The organism is Streptomyces malaysiensis subsp. samsunensis (genome assembly GCF_024519315.1).
GTDB classification, from domain to species: Bacteria; Actinomycetota; Actinomycetes; order Streptomycetales; family Streptomycetaceae; genus Streptomyces; species Streptomyces malaysiensis.
This window is the reverse complement of sequence record NZ_JANIIC010000090.1, coordinates 9,990-31,864: the sequence shown is the minus strand read 5'-3', so window position 1 is coordinate 31,864 and position 21,875 is coordinate 9,990. Positions and strand designations below refer to the sequence as shown.

General features: G+C 73.8%; 9 protein-coding genes. 7 read left to right on the top strand and 2 right to left on the bottom strand.

The window, feature by feature from the left end:
- The 6 genes from NQU54_RS43705 to NQU54_RS43680 form a co-directional block, all read left to right on the top strand.
- The coding region (locus NQU54_RS43705; protein WP_257635861.1) for a type I polyketide synthase at positions 1-1,935 on the top strand (1,935 nt) is incomplete at its 5' end.
- A 241-nt stretch (positions 1,936-2,176) separates the two neighbouring features.
- Positions 2,177-5,071, top strand: coding sequence for a helix-turn-helix transcriptional regulator (locus NQU54_RS43700; protein WP_257635860.1), 2,895 nt, complete (start codon positions 2,177-2,179; stop codon positions 5,069-5,071).
- Entirely contained in the window at positions 5,068-6,246 is a 1,179-nt protein-coding gene (locus tag NQU54_RS43695) for a 3-deoxy-7-phosphoheptulonate synthase (RefSeq protein WP_099013056.1), read from the top strand. The genes NQU54_RS43700 and NQU54_RS43695 overlap by 4 nt, the downstream gene beginning before the upstream one ends.
- Before the next feature lie 16 nt (positions 6,247-6,262).
- Positions 6,263-7,111, top strand: coding sequence for an NAD(P)H-binding protein (locus NQU54_RS43690; protein ID WP_257635859.1), 849 nt, complete (start codon positions 6,263-6,265; stop codon positions 7,109-7,111).
- Positions 7,108-8,688 carry a bifunctional 3-(3-hydroxy-phenyl)propionate/3-hydroxycinnamic acid hydroxylase MhpA gene (gene mhpA, locus NQU54_RS43685; protein WP_257635858.1) on the top strand — a complete coding sequence of 527 codons (1,581 nt, stop codon included), beginning with the start codon at positions 7,108-7,110 and terminating at the stop codon, positions 8,686-8,688. The genes NQU54_RS43690 and mhpA overlap by 4 nt, the downstream gene beginning before the upstream one ends.
- Positions 8,685-9,086 (top strand): hypothetical protein, encoded by a 402-nt coding sequence (locus NQU54_RS43680; protein WP_099013059.1) that lies wholly within the window; start codon positions 8,685-8,687, stop codon positions 9,084-9,086. Before mhpA ends, NQU54_RS43680 begins: the two co-directional genes overlap by 4 nt.
- Before the next feature lie 132 nt (positions 9,087-9,218).
- Here NQU54_RS43680 and NQU54_RS43675 read toward each other — a convergent pair whose 3' ends face one another.
- Positions 9,219-11,747, bottom strand: coding sequence for an ATP-binding protein (locus tag NQU54_RS43675; RefSeq protein WP_257635857.1), 2,529 nt, complete (start codon positions 11,745-11,747; stop codon positions 9,219-9,221).
- Between the two features lie 668 nt (positions 11,748-12,415).
- On the opposite strand from NQU54_RS43675, the gene NQU54_RS43670 reads away from it, so the two are divergent.
- Positions 12,416-13,102, top strand: coding sequence for a TetR/AcrR family transcriptional regulator (locus NQU54_RS43670; RefSeq protein WP_257635856.1), 687 nt, complete (start codon positions 12,416-12,418; stop codon positions 13,100-13,102).
- 178 nt (positions 13,103-13,280) lie between these two features.
- Here the strand turns inward: NQU54_RS43670 and NQU54_RS43665 are convergent, their stop codons facing one another.
- Positions 13,281-21,833, bottom strand: coding sequence for a type I polyketide synthase (locus tag NQU54_RS43665; protein WP_257635855.1), 8,553 nt, complete (start codon positions 21,831-21,833; stop codon positions 13,281-13,283).
- Positions 21,834-21,875: the final 42 nt, after the last annotated feature.

The following is a 21,875-nucleotide window of genomic DNA, read 5'->3' as shown; positions in this document are numbered from 1 at the left end:
ACCCTCCCCCGACTGACACGCTTGTCGGCGGACACCAGGGCCTCCACCGACAAGCGGCCCGACCTCTCCACAGGCCCTGTGCTCGTCACCGGCGGCACCGGTGGCCTGGGCTCGCTCATCGCCCGCCACCTCGTGACCGAACACGGCGCCCGCGACCTGGTCCTGGTCAGCCGCCAGGGACCCGACGCGGACGGCGCCACCGAACTCACCAACGAACTCCAACAACACGGCGCCCGCGTCCGCACCCTCTCCTGCGACCTCACCGACCGTGCCGCACTCACCACGCTCATCGACGACATCGGCCCGCTGACCGGCGTCGTGCACACGGCCGGAGCGCTGGCCGACGCCACCGTCGAGCACCTGGACGCCGAAGCACTGGCCACCACCTTCGCCCCCAAAGCCAACCCCGCCTGGTGGCTCCACGAACTCACCCAGGACCACCCCCTCACCCTCTTCGCCCTCTTCTCCTCCATCGCCGGCATCCTCGGCTCACCCGGACAAGCCAACTACGCCGCCGCCAACACCTTCCTCGACGCCCTCGCCACCCACCGCCACGGTCTGGGCCTGCCCGGCACCTCACTCGCCTGGGGATCCTGGGAACGCACCACCGGCATGACCCGCCACCTCACCCAGGCCGATCACGACCGGATGACCCGCAACGGGCTCCGGCCACTGTCGAACGCCGAAGGGCTGGCGCTCTTCGACGCGGCGGTCGGGTCGGGTGCGGCCGTACTGGCGCCGGTGAAGCTGGACGTCGGAACACTGAGCCGACTGGAGCCGGTGCCGGAGGCGCTGCGGGGCCTGGTCCGACGGCCCCGGCCGACCGCCCGGCACGCCGCGAGCGCGGCGCCGCCCGCGGTCGACCCGGGGTCGGCACTGGAACTGGTCCGCGAGCAGGTCGCCGAGGCGCTGGGGCACGGCGACGCCGACGCGGTCGATCCCGAACGGGACTTCCGGGAGTTGGGCTTCGACTCGTTGACCGCGGTCGAGCTGCGGAACCGGCTGATGTCGGCCACCGGGCTGCGGCTGTCCGCGACCGTGGTGTTCGATCACCCGACGGCCACCGCGCTCGCCGACCACGTAGGGGCACAGCTGGCGGCTGGGCGTTCACCGGAGCCGTCGGCCTACACGGTGGCCACGCTGTACGAGCGGCTGTACCGGGATGGTCGGATCGAGGCGGCGACACAGATGCTGGTCGGTGCGTCCTGGTCGGTGCCGACCTTCTCGGACCGGGACAGCGCGGAGCACGCCATGCGGCCGGTGACGCTGGCGACCGGTCCGCGGCGGCCGAGGGTGGTCTGCGTACCGGCAGTGACTCCGGCGGCCACCCCGCACGAGTACGACGCGCTGGGCCGCCGGCTGGACGGGGTCCTGGACAGCGCGGTGCTGCCCTACCCCGGCTTCGGCACCGGTCAGGCCGTGCCGGAGGATCGTAGGACGCTGGTCGGGATGCATGCGCGGTCCGTGCTCGACCACGTGGGCGACGAACCGTATGTGCTGGTGGGCCGGTCCCTGGGCGGCACCGTCGCACACGCCGTCACCGGCGAGCTGGAGCGGCTGGGCCGCGGGCCGCGAGGGCTGGTGCTGATCGACACCTACCCGCTGGACGGCGCTTCGCGCGCCCGGGAGTGGCTGCTCGGGCTGCCCGCGCGGGCCGCGGTGGAGGAGGGCGCGCCGGACGACGCCGCGCTGCTGGCGATGGGTGCCTATCTGCGGATGTTCGCCGACTGGACACCGTACGCGGTCACCACGCCGACGCTGTTCCTGCGGGCCGGCCGCCCCACACCGGAGATGGCCGGTGAGGACGGCTGGCAGGCGACGTGGCCACTGCCGCACGACCTGATCGAGGTGGCGGGCGACCACTTCACGGTGTTGACCGACGAGGTGGCGGACACCGCGGAGGCGCTGCTGGGCTGGCTGGAGAAGCTGGACTGAGCCGGGTGCGGCGAAGCCCGTCGGCCGGTGGTGGCCCGGCCGTTCGCCGCACGCCGATCTTGCCCCTCTGACCTGGCCCGACGGGTGGTCGGCCGGTCGGCTGACGGACGGGTGGTGACCGGTCCGTGGAATGGTCGATGGAATTCCGTCACTGGGATGCGGGGCGACGTCCCGCCTAGCATCGGCGGCGCCGTAAGGACTCGGTCAGCACGGGGGACATGCGCGATTGCAGGAGGAACCTTTGACCAGGTTGGTTGAGAGGGACGAGCAACTGTCCCGCCTTACCGCGCTGCTGTGTCAGGCCACGTCGGGGACCGGGAGCATCGCCCTCATCGAGGGAGCGGCGTCGACCGGTAAGACGGAGTTGCTGCATTCGTTCGCCCGGTCCGCCGACGGAGCATGTCCGCGTCGCGCCGACGGGCGCGGACCCGGTACGGACACGTCCACCGACGGCACACCAGCGGACGGAGCGTCGGCGCACGGGCGCCCTGCGGATGGAGGGCCCGGGGCCGGGGCCGGGGCCGACGGGGCACTGCTCCGGCTGCATGCGATCTGCTCGCCGGCCGAACGGGCGCTGCCACTGGGCGTGGTGAGCCAGCTGTTCCTGGCGCCCACGCTGCCGGCGGCCTTCCGGGACCGGGCCGCGAAACTGATCGACAGGCTCGCGTCCACCCCCGACACCGGGGCGGCCGAGCGACTGACCGCCCAGGTGCTGCACGGGCTGTGCATGGAACTGCTCGCCCTGGTGAACCGTTCACCGGCGCTGATCACGGTGGACGATGTGCAGCACGCCGACCCGGAGTCGGTGCTGTGGCTGCTGTCGCTGGCCCGGCGGATCGGGCCGGCCCCGGTGCTGGTGGTGCTGGCCAGCGACATCGGCCCGCACCCGGGTTTCTCGGCGGCCAGGACCGAGCTGTTGCGGTACCCGCACAGCGATCTGATCCCGGTCGGCCGGCTGTCGCAGCGAGGCGCCGCCGAGCTGATCGGACAGCACTGCGGGCCGTCGGCCACGCACCGGCTGGCACCGGCGTTCTTCAGCGCCAGCGGCGGCAACCCGCTGCTGCTGCACGCCCTGTTGGACGACTGGCGGACCGGCCGGAATATGGCCGGCCGCTCCTATCGGCAGGCGCTGCTGACCAGTCTGCGGCGGGGCGGCCCGGCCGGGCTGGCCGTGGTGCGGGGCCTGGCCGTGCTGCGCGGTCACACCTCGGAGGCGTTGCTGAGCCGGCTGGTCGGGGTGAACGTGGACGTGGTCGCCGACACCGTCCGAGCCTTCGAGGCGGGCGGGCTGCTCAGCGACGGGGACTTCGCGCACCCCAACGGCCGGGCCGGGGTGCTCGACGATATGCCACCGCAGCAGCGCGTGGCGCTGCACCGCGCCGCGGCCCGGCTGTTACAGGAACGGGGCGAGCCGGCCACCGCGGTCGCCGCGCACATCATCGCGGGCGAGGGCGCCGATGGGATCCCGGCCACCCGGGTACTGCTGGACGCGGCCGAGAGCCATCTGCTGGAGCAGCGGTTCGCGGTGGCCGTGGACTGCCTGGAGCAGGCGCTGCGCGGTGCCCGGGACGGCCGGGAGCGGGCCGCGATCCGCGTCCGGCTGGCTCAGGTGGAGTGGCGCTCCGACCCCCGCGCCGCGGTCCGGCACCTGGACCAGCTGGCCGGGGACGCCCGGGCCGGTCTGCTGACGCCCGGCGACACCATCGAGGTGTGCCGGCAACTGCTGTGGCAGGGCCGTCCCGAGGAGGCCACCGCGCTCGTCGAGCGGCTGCGGGCCGCGCCGGACGACGACCCGGCCGACACCGGTGCCCGGCTGCGCGCGTTCGAGCTGTGGCTGATGTGCACCCACCCGCGGCCGGCGCGCCGACGCCGGCCGGTGCTGCGGAGCCGGCCGACGGCCGAGGGGCCCGCGGACCGGTCGGCGCCGTGGCAGCGGTTCTCCGCGGTGCTGGCGGATGTGCTGATCCACGGGCGGCACGAGGAGGCCACGGAACGGGCCGAGCAGTTGCTGCACAAGGCGAGTGTGCAGCGGGGCACGGTGTGGACCGGCGAGTCCGCGCTGCTGTGCCTGATGCCGGAGGTGTACGCCGACCGGCCCGAGCGGGCGGCCCGCTGGTGCGAGGCGTGGCGCCGGGACCCGTGGACCGCGCGGGTGCCGATGTCCCGGGCCGAGCTGTCCGCGGTGTCGGCGGAGATCGCGGTCCGGCGCGGGGACCTGGCGGCGGCCGTCGAACGGGCGCGGGCCGCGCTGGAGGAGGTGTCCGCGCCGGCCTGGGGCACGGCCGCCGGTCTGCCGCTGAGCTCGCTGATCCTGTCCGCCTCCCGGACCGGACAGTTGCCGATCGCCGCCGAATACCTGCGGGTTCCGGTCCCGGCGTCGATGTTCGAGAGCCGGTACGGGCTGCACTACCTGTACGCGCGTGGCCACTACCACCTCGTGTGCGACAACCACGCCGCCGCGCTGGCCGACTTCTTCGCCTGCGGCGAGCTGATGCGCTCCTGGGCGCTGGACACCCCCGGCCTGGTGCCGTGGCGCACCGGCGCGGCCGAGACCTGGCTGCGCCAGGGCAACCGGGAGCAGGCCAGACGGCTGCTGAACGAACAGCTGGCCTGGGTGGGAACCGACTTCGGCCGGGTCCGGGGCCAAGCGCTGCGGCTGCTGGCGGCGTGCGGGAGCGAGCGGCAGCGCACCGATCTGCTGGGGGACGCGGTGGAGATCCTGGAGGGCGCCGGGGACCGTTACGAATTGGCGCGGGCGCTGGCCGACCTCAGCCACGCTCACCACACGTCCGGCGAGCAGCGGCGGGCCCGGCAGACGGCCCGCCGGGCCTGGCACGTGGCGCGCAGCTGCCAGGCCGAGCCGCTGTGCCGGGAGCTGTTCCCGGGCATGGCCGAGCACGAGGTGGACGGCACCGGCGCGTTGGAGGACACCGCGCTGACCTTCCTCAGCCGGGCCGAGCGGCGGGTGGCGACGCTGGCCTCGGCCGGCTACACCAACCGGGCCATCGCGGAGAAGCTGTTCGTCACCGAGAGCACGGTCGAGCAGCACCTGACGAAGGTGTACCGGAAGCTGGGCGTGAAGCACCGCGAGGACCTGCCCGCGCTGCTCCACCACGACATCGCGACGTCCGCATGATGGGCGCACCGCTGCCGTCGGCGTGGGAGTCGCTGCCGGCCGAGCAACAGCCGGAGTGGGACGCGCACCCCGCGCACGCCGCCGCGCTCGGCTGGCTGCGTGGCGCCGCGCCGCTGGTGACGCACACCGAGGTGGCCACCCTGGGCTGGGGCCTGGCGAAGGTGGCGCGGGGGCAAGCCCGGCTGGTACAGGCCGGTGATTGCGCGGAGAGTTTCTACGAGTCCGGCGCCGGGCACACCGCCGCGAAGGCGTCGGCGCTCGAGGCGCTGGCCGACCGGGTGGCGGCGCGGACCGGCCAGTCGGTGCTGCGGATCGGGCGGATCGCCGGGCAGTACGCCAAGCCGCGGTCGGCGCCGGTCGAGACGGTCGACGGGGTGACGCTGCCGGTCTTCCGCGGTCACATGGTCAACCTGGAGACGGCCTCGGAGCTCGCCCGGCGGCCGGATCCGCGCCGGATGGTCTGGGCGTACCACGCGAGCACGGAGATCCTGCGGGACCTGCGCGCCCGGCGCGTGGCGGCGGCGGACGGCGGGCGGCTGGGGCCGTGGAGCAGCCACGAGGCGCTGGTGCTGGACTACGAGGCCGGCCTGGTGCGGCACGACCCGGCGGCCGACCGGTCGCTGCTGGGCTCCACGCACTTCCCGTGGATCGGCGAGCGCACCCGGCAGTTGGATCACGCACATGTGGCTCTGCTGGCCTCGGTGCGCAACCCGGTGGGCTGCAAGATCGGCCCGTCGACCACCCCGGACACGCTGCTGCGGCTGTGCGCCGCGCTCGACCCGGACCGGGTCCCGGGGCGGCTGACCCTGATCTTCCGAATGGGCCGGGACGCCGTCGCGGAGGCGCTGCCGCCGCTGGTGCGGGCGGTGGTGTCGGCCGGCCACCCGGTCGTATGGCTGAGCGATCCGATGCACGGCAACACCCGGCGGGCTGCGGGCGGACTGAAGACCCGTTACCTGGCCGACCTGATCGCGGAGAGCCGGGAGTTCCGCCGGGTGGTGGAGCGGGCCGGTCGGCATGTCGGCGGGCTGCATCTGGAGGTGGCCGCGGAGCGGGTGACCGAGTGCGTCGGCCGTCCTGAGGAGGAGAACGCGCTGACCGAGCGCTACCTGTCGCTGTGCGACCCGAGGTTGACCGTAGAGCAGGCGTCCGAGCTGATCGACGCCGTCTTCTGACAGGAGGCTGTATTCCGTGATCTTGGTGACCGGTGCTACCGGGGCCGTGGGCGGCGAGGTCGTCGACCGGCTGCTGGAGCGTGGAGAGAAGGTCCGGGTGCTCACCCGGAACCCCGAGGGCGCCCGACGCTGGGCCAAGGCGGTGGACGTCGTCACCGGTGACCTGGCGGACCCCGGCTCGCTGGGCGCCGCGCTGGACGGGGTGGACCGGGCGTTCCTGCTCCTGGTGCTGCCCGGGATACCGCAGGCCGGGCCGATCGTGGCCGCGGTGCGCGACGCGGGCGTGCGGCATGTGGCGCTGCTGTCCTCGATCCGGGCCGGCAGCGCGCGGGACAGCGCCATCAAGCAGGTCAACCTGGCGGCGGAGGCGGTGGTCCAGGGCTCCGGCCTGGACTGGACGGTGCTGCGCGGCGGCACCTTCATGTCCAACACGCTGCCGTGGGCGCCGTCGGTGCGCGCCGAGCGGGTGGTACGGGCCTTCGGCGGAGACTTCCGCAGCTCGGCGGTGGACCCCCGGGACGTGGGCGAGGTGGCCGCCCGGGTGCTGGCGGACCCGGCCCCGCACCGGTCTCGTCTGCACACGCTGACCGGCGGCGAGGTGATCACGGTCGCCGAGCAGGTCGCCGTGCTCGCCGACCTGCTCGGCGAGCAGGTGGCGTTCGAGGAACTGCCGGAGGCGGTGGCTTGGGCGGCGATGGTGGACCGGCTGCGCTACCCGCCGGCGGTCGCCGACGCGATGCTGACCATGCTGCGCAACACCGACGAGAGCCTGGTGCGGGTCGACGGCGCGGTGGCGGAAGTACTGGGCCGGCCGCCGCGGTCGTACCGGGAGTGGGCCGCCGACCACATCGAGGCGTTCCGGTGACCACCGACTGCGACGTGCTGGTGGTCGGCTGGGGCCCGGTCGGCCAGCTGACCGCGACGCTGCTGGCCCAACAGGGCTGGCGGGTGACCGTGCTGGAGCGCTACGAACGGCCGTACCCCTTCCCGCGGGCAGTGCACTTCGACGGGGAGACCGCGCGGTACCTGGCGGCTGCCGGGATCGGCGACCGGCTGCACGAGGTCGGGGACCCGGCGGTCGACTACGAGTTCCACACCGCCGACGGCCAGGTGCTGATGCGCCTGGAGCTGGCCGGCGACCCGCCCGGGTCGGCCGGCTGGCCGAGGTCGGTGGTCTTCCACCAGCCGGCGCTGGAGCGGGTGTTGCAGGAGAGGGCCGAGCGGCTGCCGAACCTGCGGCTGCTGCGCGGTGTGGAGGTGACCGACTGCGTCGAACGGGATGACCATGTGGAGGTCACCGCGGGCGGGCGCCGTATCACCGCCTCCTGGGTGGTGGGCTGCGACGGCGCGAACAGCGCGGTGCGCCGTGCCATCGGGTCCACGGTGACCGGCCTGGGGTTCTTCTACGACTGGCTGCTCTGTGACCTGGTGCTGAACGAGCCACGCGAGTTCCGGCCGAACAACCTCCAGATCTGCGACCCGGCCCGGCCGACCACGGTGGTCTCCGGCGGCCTGGAACACCGTCGTTGGGAATTCATGCGGCTGCCGGGCGAGAGCATCGAGGAGCTGAACCGGCCGGAGACCGCCTGGCGGCTGCTGGAACCGCACGGCATAACCCCGGACAACGCCACCATGCACCGGCACTCGGTGTACACCTTCAGCGCGCAGTGGGTGGACCAGTGGCGGCGCGGCCGGATCCTGCTGGCCGGGGACGCCGCGCATCTGATGCCCCCGTTCGCCGGCCAGGGCATGTGCGCGGGCATCCGGGACGCGGCCAACCTGACCTGGAAGCTGGACCTGGTGCTGCGCGGCCGCGGCGCCCCGGCGCTGCTGGACAGCTATGCGGTCGAACGCACCGGCCACCTGCGGCACTTCATCGGCTACGCGATCGAGCTGGGCAAGATGGTGTGCGAACTGGATCCGGCCGCTGCCGCGGTGCGCGACACCATGCTGCTGGCCCGGGCGGCCGACCCGGAGGCCGAGGAGCCGCCGCAGCTCAGCGGGGTGCCGCTGACGGAGGGGCTGCTGTCCGGGGCTGGCCCCGGCGCGGGCGCGTACATGCCGCAGGGCCGGGTCACCGGCACCGCCGGCACTGGACGCTTCGACGACGTGGCCGGGCGCGGCTTCGTATTCCTGACCGACCAGGACCCGGCGGCGCTGCTGGACGACGCCGACCGGGAGTTCCTGGCCGACGTCGGGACCCGCCTGGTGCGGGTGGTGCCGGCCGGGGCACCGGTGGGCGAGGGCGAAGTGGCCGACGACGACGGGGTGTATCTGCCGTTCTTGGCCGAGTCCTCGGCGGTCGCGCTGGTGGTGCGGCCGGACTTCTACGTCTTCGGATCCGCCGCCGACCGTGTCTCGGCGGCGGAGCTGGTGGGCGACCTGCGTCGCGGTCTGCTGTCCGTGACGCCGCAACGATCACTCTCGGGAGGACCCGTATGACCGCCACACACCTGTCCCTGTGGGAGAAGTGGACGAACCTCTGGTACAACCAGCTGGACCTGACCGATGAGATCATCGCGCCCGGGTTCAAGCTGTGCCTGGAGTCCGACCGGGACCTCGCCGCGATCAACGACGCGCAGTCGGTCCGCCGGTGGGTGATCGCGGTGAACGCGGTCTTCCAGGAGGCGAAGTTCACCGCCCTGGTCGGGCCGATCATCACGGACGAGTACATCACCACGCACTGGAGCGTGATCGGCAAGCTGGGTCCGGGAGCGGGCGAACTCGGGCCGGAGGGCGCCACGTTCACCCGGGTCCTGACCGAGATCCTCAAGGTGGAGAACGGTCTGATCACCGAGTGCTGGGCATCCTGCGACCCGGTCAAGGTACTCACCGACTGAGATGCCGCCGCCCGGTCGGCCGGGCCCACCCGTCGGTGGGCCCGCGGGTACGGTGCCGACCGCGCGGTGGTCCGGGGCGGCCCCGGGGAACAGCCCGCGACCACCGCGCGGCCGGCACCGGCGACACCGCCGTCAGCCGGCCCGGAGCGCCCCGGCCCGGCGGTCGGCACCGGACCGGGTGGCCTTCGGTAACTGGGCGTGCGCCACGTCCCGGATCACCGGGTGCGCGAAGGTGTAGCCCCTCCCGTCGAGCTCGCGCACCAGCAGGTGCCGCCGGGTCAGGTCGTCCAGGCAGCCCCGCACCACCTCCACGGTGCGGCAGCCGAGCGCGGCCACGGTGTCCGGCACGATGGGCCCGGACACCAGGGTGGCCTCCTTCAGGACCTCCTTCTCCTCGGGCTCGAGGCGGTCGAGCGTCGCGGCGACCACCCGGTAGATCCGGGCCGGTAACCGGCCCTCCGGGGCGCCGTCCGGCTCGTGCAGCCGCTGCCGGGCGAACTCGATGGCGAACATGGGGTTGCCGCCGATCCGGTCGAACAGCTCCGGGGTCAGACCGGCGCCGTCGCCCTCTTCCTCACGCCGCAGCACCGACCCCCACAGCTCCCGGACCGCGGCGTCGGTCAGCCGGTCCAGCGTCATCGTGGTGGATGCCCGGGAACACACACGACGGCTGGCGAGCTGCGGCCGGGCCGTGGAGATCAGCAGCAGTGGGATGGCGGCGACCCGCCCGGCGAGCAGGCCGAGGAACCGCAACAGGTCCTCGTCGGCCGCGTGCAGATCCTCCACCACGAGCACCACCGGGAGTTCCCCGGCGATCCCGGTGAGCAGGTCGACGACGGCGGCGTGCACCGCGCCGACGTCCGGCCCACCGCGCACCCGGCCACCCGGGGCGAACAGCGGGAGCAGGCCGCTGGTCAGCGACCGGGCCGCCGAGCCCTCGCCGAGCAGTCCGCTCACCGCGGCGGTCACCTTGGCCTCGGCCTCCTCGGGCGTGCAGCCGTGGGACAGCCCGGCCCAGGAGGCGACCAGGGCGGTGAGCGGATCGGCGGTGGCCGTCCGCAGGCCGTGCACCGTGCCGGTCCGCAGTACCTTGGCCCGGTCGGGGCTGCGCCGAATCAGCCGGGCGAGTTCCAGCACCAGGCGGCTCTTGCCCATGCCCGCCTCGCCGACCAGGGTCAGGATCCGCCCACGCCCTCGCCGCACCACCAGGTCGAGGTGCTCCTGGAGGATGATCAGATCGTGGTCCCGGTCGACCAGCGGGGGCCGCGCGATGTCGACGGGGTACGGGGGGTCGCCGCGCAGCCCGGTCGCGTGCCACAGCGGCGGGCCGGCGTGCGTGGAGTACGGGACGGGGTCGTGGATGAGGTCGGCGCCCCCGCTGCGCCGGGTCGCCTCGCAGATCCACACGGTGTCCGGCGGCAGCGACCAGACCTGACGCAGACAGGTGTCGATCGCCGGGCTCACCACCTGCGGCGCCGCGCCGTGCGTCTTGATCAGGATCTCCTCGGTGTTGACCGACAGGCGCACGGTGGCCGGCAGGGGGTCGGCGTCCTCCCGGGCGGCGAAGCGGTCGCGCACCACCAGCGCGGTACGGACCGCGGCCAGCATGTCCTGTTCACCGGTGCGCGGCACGCCGAACACCGCCTGGACCGCCGAGCCGGTACAGCACACGACGGTGCCCCCGGCGAGCTCCGCCTCGGCGCGGACCACGGCGGCCAGATCGGCGAGCAGGTCGTCCACGTCCTCCGGGTCCACCTCGTGGCCGAGGTCGAACGACGTGGTGAGGATGGAGACGAGCTTTCGCTCCCCGGTCGAGGCGGTCGGCCTGGGGGGCGGCGCGACCGGTTCGCCCCCGGCCCGGCGGGCGGCAGGCACCTCGTCCGGGACGGTCTCGACCGTCGGTGCCGGACGGACGTGCGCGGTGCCGGAGAGGGTCAGCCGCAGCTCGGGTTCGACGACTGGGCGCAGGGACACGTCATGGGCGAGGATGCGGGTCTCCAGCTCGCGCAGCTCCCGGGTGGGTTCCAGGGCGAGGTCGTCCATCAGCGCCTTGCGGGTCCGCTGGTAGGCGCGCAGCGCGTCGACCTGCCTGCCGCAGCGGTACAGCGCGACCATCAACAGCCGGCAGGCACGCTCCCGGTGCGGCTCCGCGGTGACCAACTCGTCGAGTTCCGCCACGTGTTCGTGGTGCCGCCCGGCGGCGATCTCCGCCTCCAGGTAGTCCTCCAAGGTGGTCAGCCGCTCCTCCTGGAGGGCGGCCAGCCGGGGCCAGGTGATGCCGGTGTCGGTCAGATCCTCCAGCGCCGGACCCCGCCACAGGTCGAGCGCCTCGCGCAGGGCCCGGGTGGCCTCGGCGCGCCGACCGTCGGCCAGCGCCTCGCGGCCGGCCCGGGCCAGCCGTTCGAAACGGAGCAGGTCGACCATGCTCTCGTCGACCCGCAGGAGGTAGCCGGGTGAGTGGGTCAACAGCGCGCAGGACGGGTCCAGGTCGCGCTCGGCGAGCAGGCCGCGGATCCACGACACGGTGTTCTGGAGCATCTTGCGCGCGGTCGAGGGGGCTCCCTGGGGCCAGATCACCTTGATCATCTGGCTGGTGGCGACCACGTTGTTCGCGTGCACCAGCAGGTATCCCAGAACCGCGCGCTTCTTGGGACCACCCATCGGCAGCATGGCACCGTCACTGACCACCTGGAGCGGGCCAAGAACGTTGAATCTCACATCAGTCCCAGGTTTCGGCATCGCACGGAGTCGCCGGTCCTGCCACCGTTCGAGCATCACACGAGCCCCCTATCGGAGTACAAGCATGGAGATATCGGATATCCATCGGATTCGCCCGGCCGGTCCATCCGCACCCAGTCCTGACAACGTTGTAAACGGTCGAAAAGATCGGCGCCATGGCATCCAGCAGACACTGCACCCCTTTAGAACAGGACATTCCGGGACTGCTCACAACTTCAGTCAACCCGTAGGAGCCTCGGACCTCCGCCACACCAACAGCAGAGTCGACTTTCAGGGCGTTTGCGATAAGTGAGCTTATATGGTTCACGGGTCGGCGGCGCTCCGGCTCGCCGCGCATACCAGCGAGGGCCGGAACCGCCAGACGGCGGGCAGCCGTCCGGCACTCAACGAGGGAGGTGACATAGCACTGCACAGTAGAGCCCACGCGGACCGATCAGGCAGGTTTCTCGGGCTGCAAGCAATACGACGATCCTAATTCGAACGCTTTAGAAGAATCACTAAGGTGTGTCCTACATGATCTGACGGACGTCCAGGCGCAGGACCCCCATCCGGTGTCCCACCCCCGCGCTGGTGGGCGCTCCAGTAGCCCCATGAGCACCGGCCGGGACTGGCGAATCGCCGAACACGGGCCGCACGCCCTGTCCCTGAGGGGTGTCGCCCGCAGCCTGGGCATGACGGTCCAAAGGCTTTACCACTATTTTCCGAACCGGGACGCCCTCCTCACCATTCTCGTCACCAAGTCGTACCGGGACCTGTCCGATGCCGTGTCGGCGGCTGCCGACACGGCATCGGACCAGCCGGCCGCGCTGCGGTTCATGGCCGCCGCCGAGGGCTATCGCCAATGGGCCATCACCCACGTCGAGCGGTTCCAGCTGATCTGCGGAGCACCCCTGCCGCATGACGCGGCGCCCCACGGGGGCCCGACCACTCGGGCGATGCACCGGATGTGCGAGATATTCCGGCGCGAGACGTTCGACGGGTTCACCACGGCACAACTGGCCGCAGCCGACACCCGCGGGCCCTCGCCGGCTCTCCGGGCGCATCTGGAACCCCTGTTCGCGCACGGCCCGGAAACCCTGCCGCCGCCCGCGAGCGCTCTCCTCCTCGGCGCATGGGGCCACCTGCACGGCAGGGTCGTCCTGGAGGTGTTCGGACACACCTCCTTCATCGGCGAACACCAGGCCGAGGTCTTCCGCATGGCGATGCGGGCCCTGCTCGAGGACATTCACCGCCGGATCCCCACGCAGCTTGTGGAAGCACCGGCCGCGCCCTCGTAAGAGGAAGAGGTCCTGCGAACGGGGTCCGACATCGGTGGTGGCGGTCGGGCCGAAAGGGGCGCGTCCCGCCGCGGTTCCCCGGCCCGCGACAGGGGAAGCGAGCGCGAGGACGGCGGCGCGGGGGACGCGTGGGACGGAGCCCGTCCGCGCCCGCGCCCGCGCCTCGCCCAGGACCTCCTCAGACCGGGCCGGCCCCCAGCCACCGGTGGATGGCGAGTGCGGTGGTACGGGCGTGTTCCTCCAGCATGGTGAAGTGGTCCCCGACCACGGTGACCTCGGCGTGCGGCAGGCTCCAGTCCGGGGCCGGTTCGGCGCCCGGCAGTGTGTCCCGGGCTCGTACGTACAGGGTGGGACAGGCGAGCGGCGCGGGTTTCCAGCCGCTGAAGAGCTCGAAGTACCCGGCCATGGCGGTGAGCCGGTCAGGGCTGGCAGAGGCGAATTCCGCCACCCGGCGCAGCATGTCCGACGTCATCGCGGAGAGCGCCTGACCCCGGTCGCCGTGACCGGGGGGATAGGTGTCCACCAGGACGACGGCCGCCGGGGCGGCGCCCTCGGACTCCAGACGCTCGGCCACTGCATGGGCCACCCAGCCACCGGCCGACCGCCCCAGCAGGACCAGGGGGCCTTCGGCCGCGCCCGCGCGGACGGCGATGGCCTGAGCGGTGACGAGCGCATCCAGTGTGGCGGGCAGGGCCTCTCGGGGCTCGAACCCCGGGTGCCGCACCGCGGAAACCGGCCGCAGCCCGCGCAGCCCGGCACCGAGGCGCGCGTACTCCTGCGGTCCGGACACCGCGCTGAGCGCGGGGAAGCAGACCAGCCGGGCCCCCGTGCCGCCCACCGCGAGCACGACGGGTTCGTGCGTCGCACCGGGCGCCCCTGCCCCTTCGAAGACCGGGCGCAGGCGCGCGGCGATGGTGAGGAGCGCCATGCCGTCCCAGCTCTGTCCCCGGACACATGCGGCGCGGAAGAGCGCGCCCAGGGAGTCCGGAGCTCCCCCGGTGTGCGGTGCGTCGGCGGCCCGCACCCGGGCTTCCGGCGAACCGCACGTCTCCGGACCGCTCTCCGCACCGCCCTCCGGATCGCCGCCCGTTCCGTCGTCCGCCGGTCGGCCCGGGGAGCCCGGAGGGCCGACGGTCTCAGGCCGTGCCGGGCCGTCGGACGTGGCACCCACCGCAGGTACCTCGGCGGCATACCGCCGCGTCAGCTCGGTGGCGAGCACACGCGGCGTCGGGAAGTCGAACAGCAGCGTGGACGGCAGTGTCAGCCCCGTCCACGCCGCGAGCTCATTGCGCAGATCGACCGCGGCCAGGGAGTCCAGCCCCAGCTCCGCCAGCAGGGCGTCCTCGTCGATCTCACTCGCCTCCTCCGCGTGGCCGAGGACGCGGGCCGCCAGGGTCCGGACCATCGTGAGCGGCACCCCGCTCCGCTCGCCGGGGGAAGCAGCCGCCAACGCCCGGCCGAGCCGGTCCCTGCCCGTGTCGCCTGTGTCGCCCGTGTCGCCCGTGTCGGCAGCGGGAGTTCGGAACCGGTTCACCGCCGGTTCGCCGCCGCGGAGAGCGGCCGGGGCCAAGCGGGCCGCCACCACCACGGGTTCGTCACCGGCCACGGCGGCGTCGAAGAGGGCCAGTCCCTCCTCCGGCCCGAGCGGGGCGAACCCGGAACGGGCCATCCGCTGCCGTTCCGCGTCGCCGAGGTGCGCCATCATGCCGCCGTCCTGCCGCCAGGGGCCCCAGACGATCGACGTACCGGGCAGTCCGAGCCGAGCGCGGTGTCGCGCCAGGGCGTCCAGTACGCAGTTGGCCGCGGCGTAGTTGGCCTGGCCCGCGGAGCCGAAGGTGCCCGCCACCGAGGAGAACAGCGCGAACACGGCCAGGTCGTGACCGAGGGTCAGTTCGTGCAGAGCGAGCGCGGCGTCCGCCTTGGGGCGCAGCACCCGCCGCAGGCGGTCGGTGGTGAGCGCCGTGACGACGCCGTCGTCCAGGACCCCCGCGGTGTGCACGACGCCGGTGAGCGGATGGGCCGCCGGTACCGCGTCGAGCAGGGTGGCCAGCGCGGTCCGGTCCGCGACGTCACAGGCGTGAACGGTCACCCGGGCGCCCGCCTCACGCAGTTCCGCGACGAGTTCCCGGGCCCCCGGAGCATCCGGCCCGCGTCGGCCGGCGAGCAGCAGATGACGGACGCCATGGGCGGTGACCAGGTGCCGCGCCACCAGCATGCCCAGGGAACCGGTGCCGCCGGTGATCAGGACCGTGCCCTCCGGGTCGAGCGGCCGTCGCGTCCTCGGCCGTGGTGCCGCCTCGGTCAGTGGCACCAGCTTCGGCACGTATGCCGTCCCCCGGCGTACGGCCACCTCCGGTGCCGAGGCGGCCAGCAGGGCGGGCAGGGCACTCCAGGAGTCGGGGTGTCCGTCCACGTCGACCAGGGCGAAGCGGCCGGGGTTTTCGCGCAGGGCCGAGCGGACCAGTCCCCACACCGGTGTGTGCGACGGTACGGACGCCGTCTCGCCGGAGCGGCCGTCGCTCCCGCGACCGGCGGCGCCGTCCGTGGGAAGACCGTCGTCGGCCGTGGTGAGACCGTCGTCGCCCGTAGTGACGGCACCGGACGTCACAAGGACGAGACGGGAGCGGGACAGGCGCGGTTCGGCGAGCCACTCCCGCACGAGCCCCAGCGCCCGGTCCGCCGCCCGCAGCAACCCGGCGGCGTGGTCCCGCGCGCCGCCCGTCGTGTCGGGCGGTGGGCATGGTGCCACGACGACGGCCGCCGACGCGTCGCATGCCGCCGGGCCGCGGTACACCGGGACGCCGGAACCCGGAGGCGCGAGGGTGTCCACCAGCCGTGTGCCCGCCGTGCCCAGAACCCCCCAGCGCTCCATCGCCACCGGTGCTCTCCACCGGACGGACTCGGTCAGCGGCACCCAGTCCGTCCGGTGGAGAGCGCCGGTGACCGCGTCCGCCGTCGCCGGGCCGGTACGCGGCAGGGGCCGGAGCGTCAGCGAACGGACCGTCGCCACCGGTGAGCCCGTCTCGTCGGTCAGCTTCACTGCGGCCTGTCCGTCGGGCCCGGGGCCCACCCGGACGCGCAAACGCCGTACGCCGGTGGTGTGCACGCGCACTCCGCCGAAGGCGAACGGCAGGGACAGCCCGGCGGCCGCCGGACCGACTGCCCCGGAACCGTCTTTGACGAGGCCGTCCAGGGCCAGGGCGTGCAGCGCCGCGTCGAACAACGCGGGATGCAGGACGAACTCCGGGCGGTCCGCCTCCGGGCCCGAGACCCGGGCCGCTTCGGGCAGCGCGACGTCGGCGTACAACTCCTCCCCGTGCCTCCAGGCGGCGCGCATGCCCCGGAAGGCGGGGCCGTAACGCAGCCCGTCGGCGGCCAGTCGCCCGTACGGTCCGGTCCCCGCACCGTCGGCACACAGGGGCACCGCTCCCTCCGGCGGCCAGGGCGCGCGCGGCCGGGGCACGCCGCCGGTCCCGGCGACGGCCGTTTCCCGGTCCGCGGGCGGCCGCACCGGCGAAAGGGTGCCGACGGCGTTCCGGAGCCAGGGCTCATCCACCGCCGCGGTGTGCGGCCGGGAGTGGAAGAACACGGCTCGCCGTCCCGCCTCGTCCGCCCCCGCCACCTTCACCTGCAAGGCGACGGCACCGTCCGATGGCAACGGCAGCGATGCGGTCAGGACGAGCTCATCGAGGACGGCCGTGCCCGCCAACTCACCGGCGTACAGGGCCATATCGACGAAGGCGGTCGCCGGCAGCAGGATCTCCCCGGCCACCACATGGTCGGCGAGCCACGGCTGCTCGTGCACCGAGAGCGCCGCGCTCAGCAGCAACCCGTCGTCGTCGGCCGTGCGGGTGTACGACCGCAGGAACGGATGGGCGGGCTCGGCCGTCGGGGACACGGGCGGATGTCCCGGGGCGGTCTCCAGCCAGTACCGGCGGCGCTGGAAGGCGTACGTGGGCAGTGCGACGCGCCGCCCGCCGCGCCCGGCGAAGACGGCCCGCCAGTCGACGGGCACGCCGTGGGCATGCAGCGCGGCCAGCGTGTCGAGCAGGGCGTCCGCTTCCGGCCGCGTCCCGCGAAGAGTCGGCAGGACCAGCGGTGCCGGGCCCCGCTCGCCGCCACCCCCCTCGCCCGCGGCCCGGCCGACCGCGGCCGGGCCGACCGGGGCCGGGCCGACCGCGGCCGGGCCGACCGGAGCCGGGCCGGACTCGGCGGCGAGGCAATCCCGTACCAGGCCGGTGAGCACCCCGTCCGGCCCCAGTTCGACGTAGTGTGCCGCGCCTCGCTCACCGAGGTACGCCACCGAATCGGCGAAGTGGACCGGACGGCGGACATGGTCCACCCAGAACTCCGGTGTGCACAGCTCCTCGTCGGTGGCCGCCCGGCCCGCCACGGCGGTGAGCAGGGGCAGCCGCGGCGCGGCGAAGGACAGACGCCGGACCACGTCCGCGAACTCGACCAGCACGGGCTCCATCCGAGCGGAGTGGAAGGCATGGCCGACCCGCAGCGGCGTCACCGAACGGCCCAGCTTCCGGAAGGACGCGGCGGCCTCCCGCACCGCGGCCTCGTCGCCGGAGACAACCACCGAGGCGGGCCCGTTGACCGCGGCGATCTCCACCGCGCACCCGGTCCCGGCGAGGTGGGCGGCCACCTCGCCGGCGCCGGCGGCCACAGCCGCCATCGCGCCGCCCGCGGGCAGCGCGTCCATCAGCCGGCCTCGGGCCGCCACCAGTGTGCACGCGTCCGGGAGGGACAACACCCCGGCGACATGGGCCGCCGTCACCTCGCCCACCGAGTGCCCGGCCACCGCACCGGGGCGTACCCCCCATGCCTCGAACTGCCGGAACAGGGCCGTCTCCAGGGCGAAGAGCGCCGGCTGCGCGAACCGGGTCGTCTCCAGCAGCGCGCTCGTGTCCGTACCGGGCCCGGCGAACATGACGTCCCGCAGGGGCACCGGCAGCAGCGGGTCGAGCAGGGCACAGCACTCGTCCAGCGAACGGGCGAAGACCGGATGCAGCTCCCGCGACTCGTACAGTTCACGGCCCATACCGGCGCGCTGGCTGCCCTGACCGGTGAACAGCAGGGCCGGCGGGCCGTGGTGGCGGGAGGTGCCCGTGTGCGCTCCGGGCCGGCCGTCGTCCTCCGCCACGGCCCGCAGGGAGCCGAGCAGTTCGGCACGGTCCCGGGCCACCGCCACGGCCCGGTGCTCGAAGGCCGTACGCGTGGTGGCGAGCGAGTACCCGAGGTCCACCAGGGACGCATCGGGGGCGGCGACCACATGGTCGTACAGCCGTCGCGCCTGGGCCCGCAGCCCCGGCACGCTCCTGGCCGACACCGGAAAGGCCACCGCGGCCCGTCCGGGGCGTGTCGCGCCTTCCCGCGCCGCCCCGGACCCGACGCGGCCGCCCGCGGCCCCGCAATCCACCACGGCGTCCCCCACGGCGGGCGGTGCGGCCTCCCCGTCGCCCGGAGGCTCTTCGAGCACCACATGGGCGTTGGTGCCGCTGATGCCGAAGGAGGACACCCCCACCCTGCGCAGACGGTCCGTCGCGGGCCACTCCACCGCCCGGGTCAGCAGCGCGATCCGCCCCGGCGACCAGTCCACACGGGGCGTCGGCTCGTCGGCGTGCAGTGTGCGCGGCAGCATGCCGTACCGCATCGCCTGCACCATTTTGATCACGCCGGCCACTCCGGCGGCGGCCTGGGTGTGACCGATGTTCGACTTCACCGAGCCCAGCCGGAGGGGACGCTGCCGCGCCTGGCGCCCGTACGTCGCGAAGAACGCCTCCGCCTCGATGACGTCCCCCAGCCGGGTGCCGGTGCCGTGCGCCTCCACCGCGTCGATGTCCCCGGGACTCAGCCCCGCGTCCGCGAGTGCCTGCCGGATCACCCGCTGCTGCGCCGGTCCGTGCGGTGCGGTCAGCCCGTTGCTCGCCCCGTCCTGGTTGACCGCCGAGCCGCGCACCACGGCCAGGACCGGAAGTCCGGCGCGGCGCGCCTCGGACAACCGGCTCAGCAGCAGCATTCCGGCGCCCTCGGCCCACGCCGTGCCATCGGCGGACGCGCCGAACGCCTTGCAGCGCCCGTCCGGTGCCAGCGCCCGCTGGCGGCTGAACTCCACGAACGACGAGGGCCCCGACATCACCGTGGCGCCACCGGCCAACGCGAAGGCACACTCACCCCGGCGCAGCGCCTGGACCGCCAGGTGCAGCGCCACCAGGGACGAGGAACACGCCGTGTCCACGGTGAGGGCCGGTCCTTCGAGGCCGAAGGTGTAGGCGATACGGCCCGAGGCGACGCTTCCGGCGTTGCCGAGGCCGAGGTACCCCTCGACCTGCTCGGGCGTCCTTGTCAGGCGGCGGGCGTAGTCGCTGTACATCAGCCCGACGTACACCCCGGTCGCCGAGGAGCGCAGGGTGGCGGGGAGGAGACCGGCGTGCTCGAACGCCTCCCACGCCACTTCGAGCAGGAGCCGGTGCTGCGGGTCCATGGCCAGCGCCTCGCGGGGAGAGATGCCGAAGAAGCCGGGGTCGAAGCGGTCCGCGCCGGAGAGGAAACCGCCCTCGCGCACATACGTCCGTCCGGGCCGCCCGGGGTCCGGGTCGTACAGCGCCCGGGTGTCCCAGCCCCGGTCGGTGGGGAAGGGACCGATGGCGTCCCTCCCCTCGGCCACCAGCCGCCACAGTTCCTCGGGAGACATCACGTCTCCGGGATAGCGGCACGCCATCCCCACGATCACCACGGGATCGTCGTCCGACCGGGCCGCACTCCGGATCACGGGCCCGGCAGCGGCCGGTCCGGCGGCGTTCCGTTCCCCGAGGTGGGCGGCGAGCGCGGCGGCCGTGGGAAAGTCGAAGGCGACGGCCTCGGAGAGCGGCAGGCCGGTGACCGCCGACAACCGTTCCCGCAGCACCGTCGCCGTCAGGGAGTCCATGCCCAGGTCCCGCAGTACCGTGCTCGGCTCCACCGCCTGAGGCGTACCGCCGAGCACGGCCGCCACCTCGCTCCGCACCAGAGTCAGCAGGTCCTCCGGCGGCCGCCCGGCGACCTCCGCGCCCAGCGCCCGCGCGGGCAGGCCGGCGAGGTCCCGCCGCAGGATCTTCCCGGAGGCGGTACGGGGAATGTCCGCCACCTCGAACAGCTCGACCGGCACCTTGAAGCCGGACAGTTCCGCACGGCAGGCGGCCAGGACGCGCCCCCTGTCCAGCACGGCGCCACCGGGCCCGGCGACCAGATAGCCGACCGGCACCTCGCCGAAGACGGGGTGCGGGCGTCCGGCCACGGCGGCGTCCGCCACCCCCGGAAACCGCCGCAGCACCGCCTCCACTTCGGAAGGATGGATGTTCACCCCGCCCCGAATGATCAGGTCACTCACCCGGCCGGTGATCACCAGTTCACCGGAGGCGTCGATCCTGGCCAGGTCGCCCGTGCGGAACCAGCCGTCGCGCAGTACCTCCGCGGTGGCGTCCGGCCCGCCGTGGAAACCGGCCATGATCCCGGGCCCGCTGACCCACAACTCGCCCTCGCCCGACTCCCGGCCGTCGGGGCCCCCGCCGACCCGGACCCGGGTGCCGGGCAGCACCCGGCCGCATGCCCCGGCCGCCGTCGCCTCGCCCGGCGCCGCCATGGTGACGGGGCCCGCCTCCGTGCTGCCGTAGTGCTCCAGATAGGGGACCCGGCAGACCGCCTCGAAGGACTCGCGGAAACCGGGCCCGGCCGCGGCACCACCGCTGATACAACCCCGCAGCGCGGGGGCGCCGAGACCGGCGCCGTCCTTGCCGCCTTCCTTGCCGCCCTCCTCGCCCCGGACCGCGTCGAGCAGCGCCGAATACGTGGTCGGGACCCCGCCGAGCAAGGTGAACGAGCCGTCCCCACGCCGCAGTTCGCCGAGCACACCCGCCACCGAGAACCGGGGCAGCAGCACCGCGCTCGCCCCCACCGCGGTCACCCCGAGGAAGCACACCACCTGGCTCATCGCGTGGTGGAGGGGCAACGGCCACAGCACGCGGTCCCGTTCGGACAGGCCCAGAACACCGACGAGGCCGGTCGCGACCGGCGATAGGCGGTTGCGCTGGGTGGACAGGACGCCCTTGGGCGCACCGGAGGAGCCCGAGGTGTAGAGCAGCCAGGCCACTTCGTCCAGCCCGAGATCGTCCCGGGCCGGCATCCGCGGCTCCGTATCCGCCAACTCCTCGTACCGCAGCACACCGCCCGCGACCACGCCTGGCCGGCTCCCGGCCGCGCCGTCCTCGTCCGCCGACCCCTCGACGTCCGCGCACAAAGGCGAGCTCTCGGCCCCGGTCCCGGCCCCGTTCTCGTCGCCGCCTTCGGCCACCACCACGGTCAGCCCGGTCCGGAACGGCAGCGTTCGCCGCCGCGTCAGGCAGGCACCGTCGGTGATGAGCACCCGTGCCCCGCTGTCGTCCAGCAAGCGGGTCAGCTCCTCCTCCGAGCTCCCGGGGTCCAGGGGCACGCCCACGCCGCTCGCCCGGGTGACGGCGAGCAGACTCTCGACCGCCGCGACACGGTTGCCGAGCAGTACGGCCACCCGGTCACCGCGCGCCAGGCCGAGTCCGGCCAGGTGACCGGCCAGCCGTGCCGTCCTCCGTTCCAGCTCCCGGTAGGTCACGCGCCGGAGCCGGTCCTGGAAGCAGACCTTGTCCCCGAGGCGACGGGCGTGGTCCCCGAGCAGTTCCGGCAGCGGTTTGACGATGTCGGCGTGCGTACACACTGCATGACCTCCCCTGAGGCGACCCGTCGTTGAGGACGACGA

Bases quoted from the DNA above. Each gene is read 5' to 3' on its own strand.
- NQU54_RS43670 (WP_257635856.1), top strand. From the start codon at position 12,416: ATGAGCACCGGCCGGGACTGGCGAATCGCCGAACACGGGCCGCACGCC.
- NQU54_RS43695 (WP_099013056.1), top strand. From the start codon at position 5,068: ATGATGGGCGCACCGCTGCCGTCGGCGTGGGAGTCGCTGCCGGCCGAG.
- NQU54_RS43675 (WP_257635857.1), bottom strand. From the start codon at position 11,747: ATGGGTGGTCCCAAGAAGCGCGCGGTTCTGGGATACCTGCTGGTGCAC.
- NQU54_RS43680 (WP_099013059.1), top strand. From the start codon at position 8,685: ATGACCGCCACACACCTGTCCCTGTGGGAGAAGTGGACGAACCTCTGG.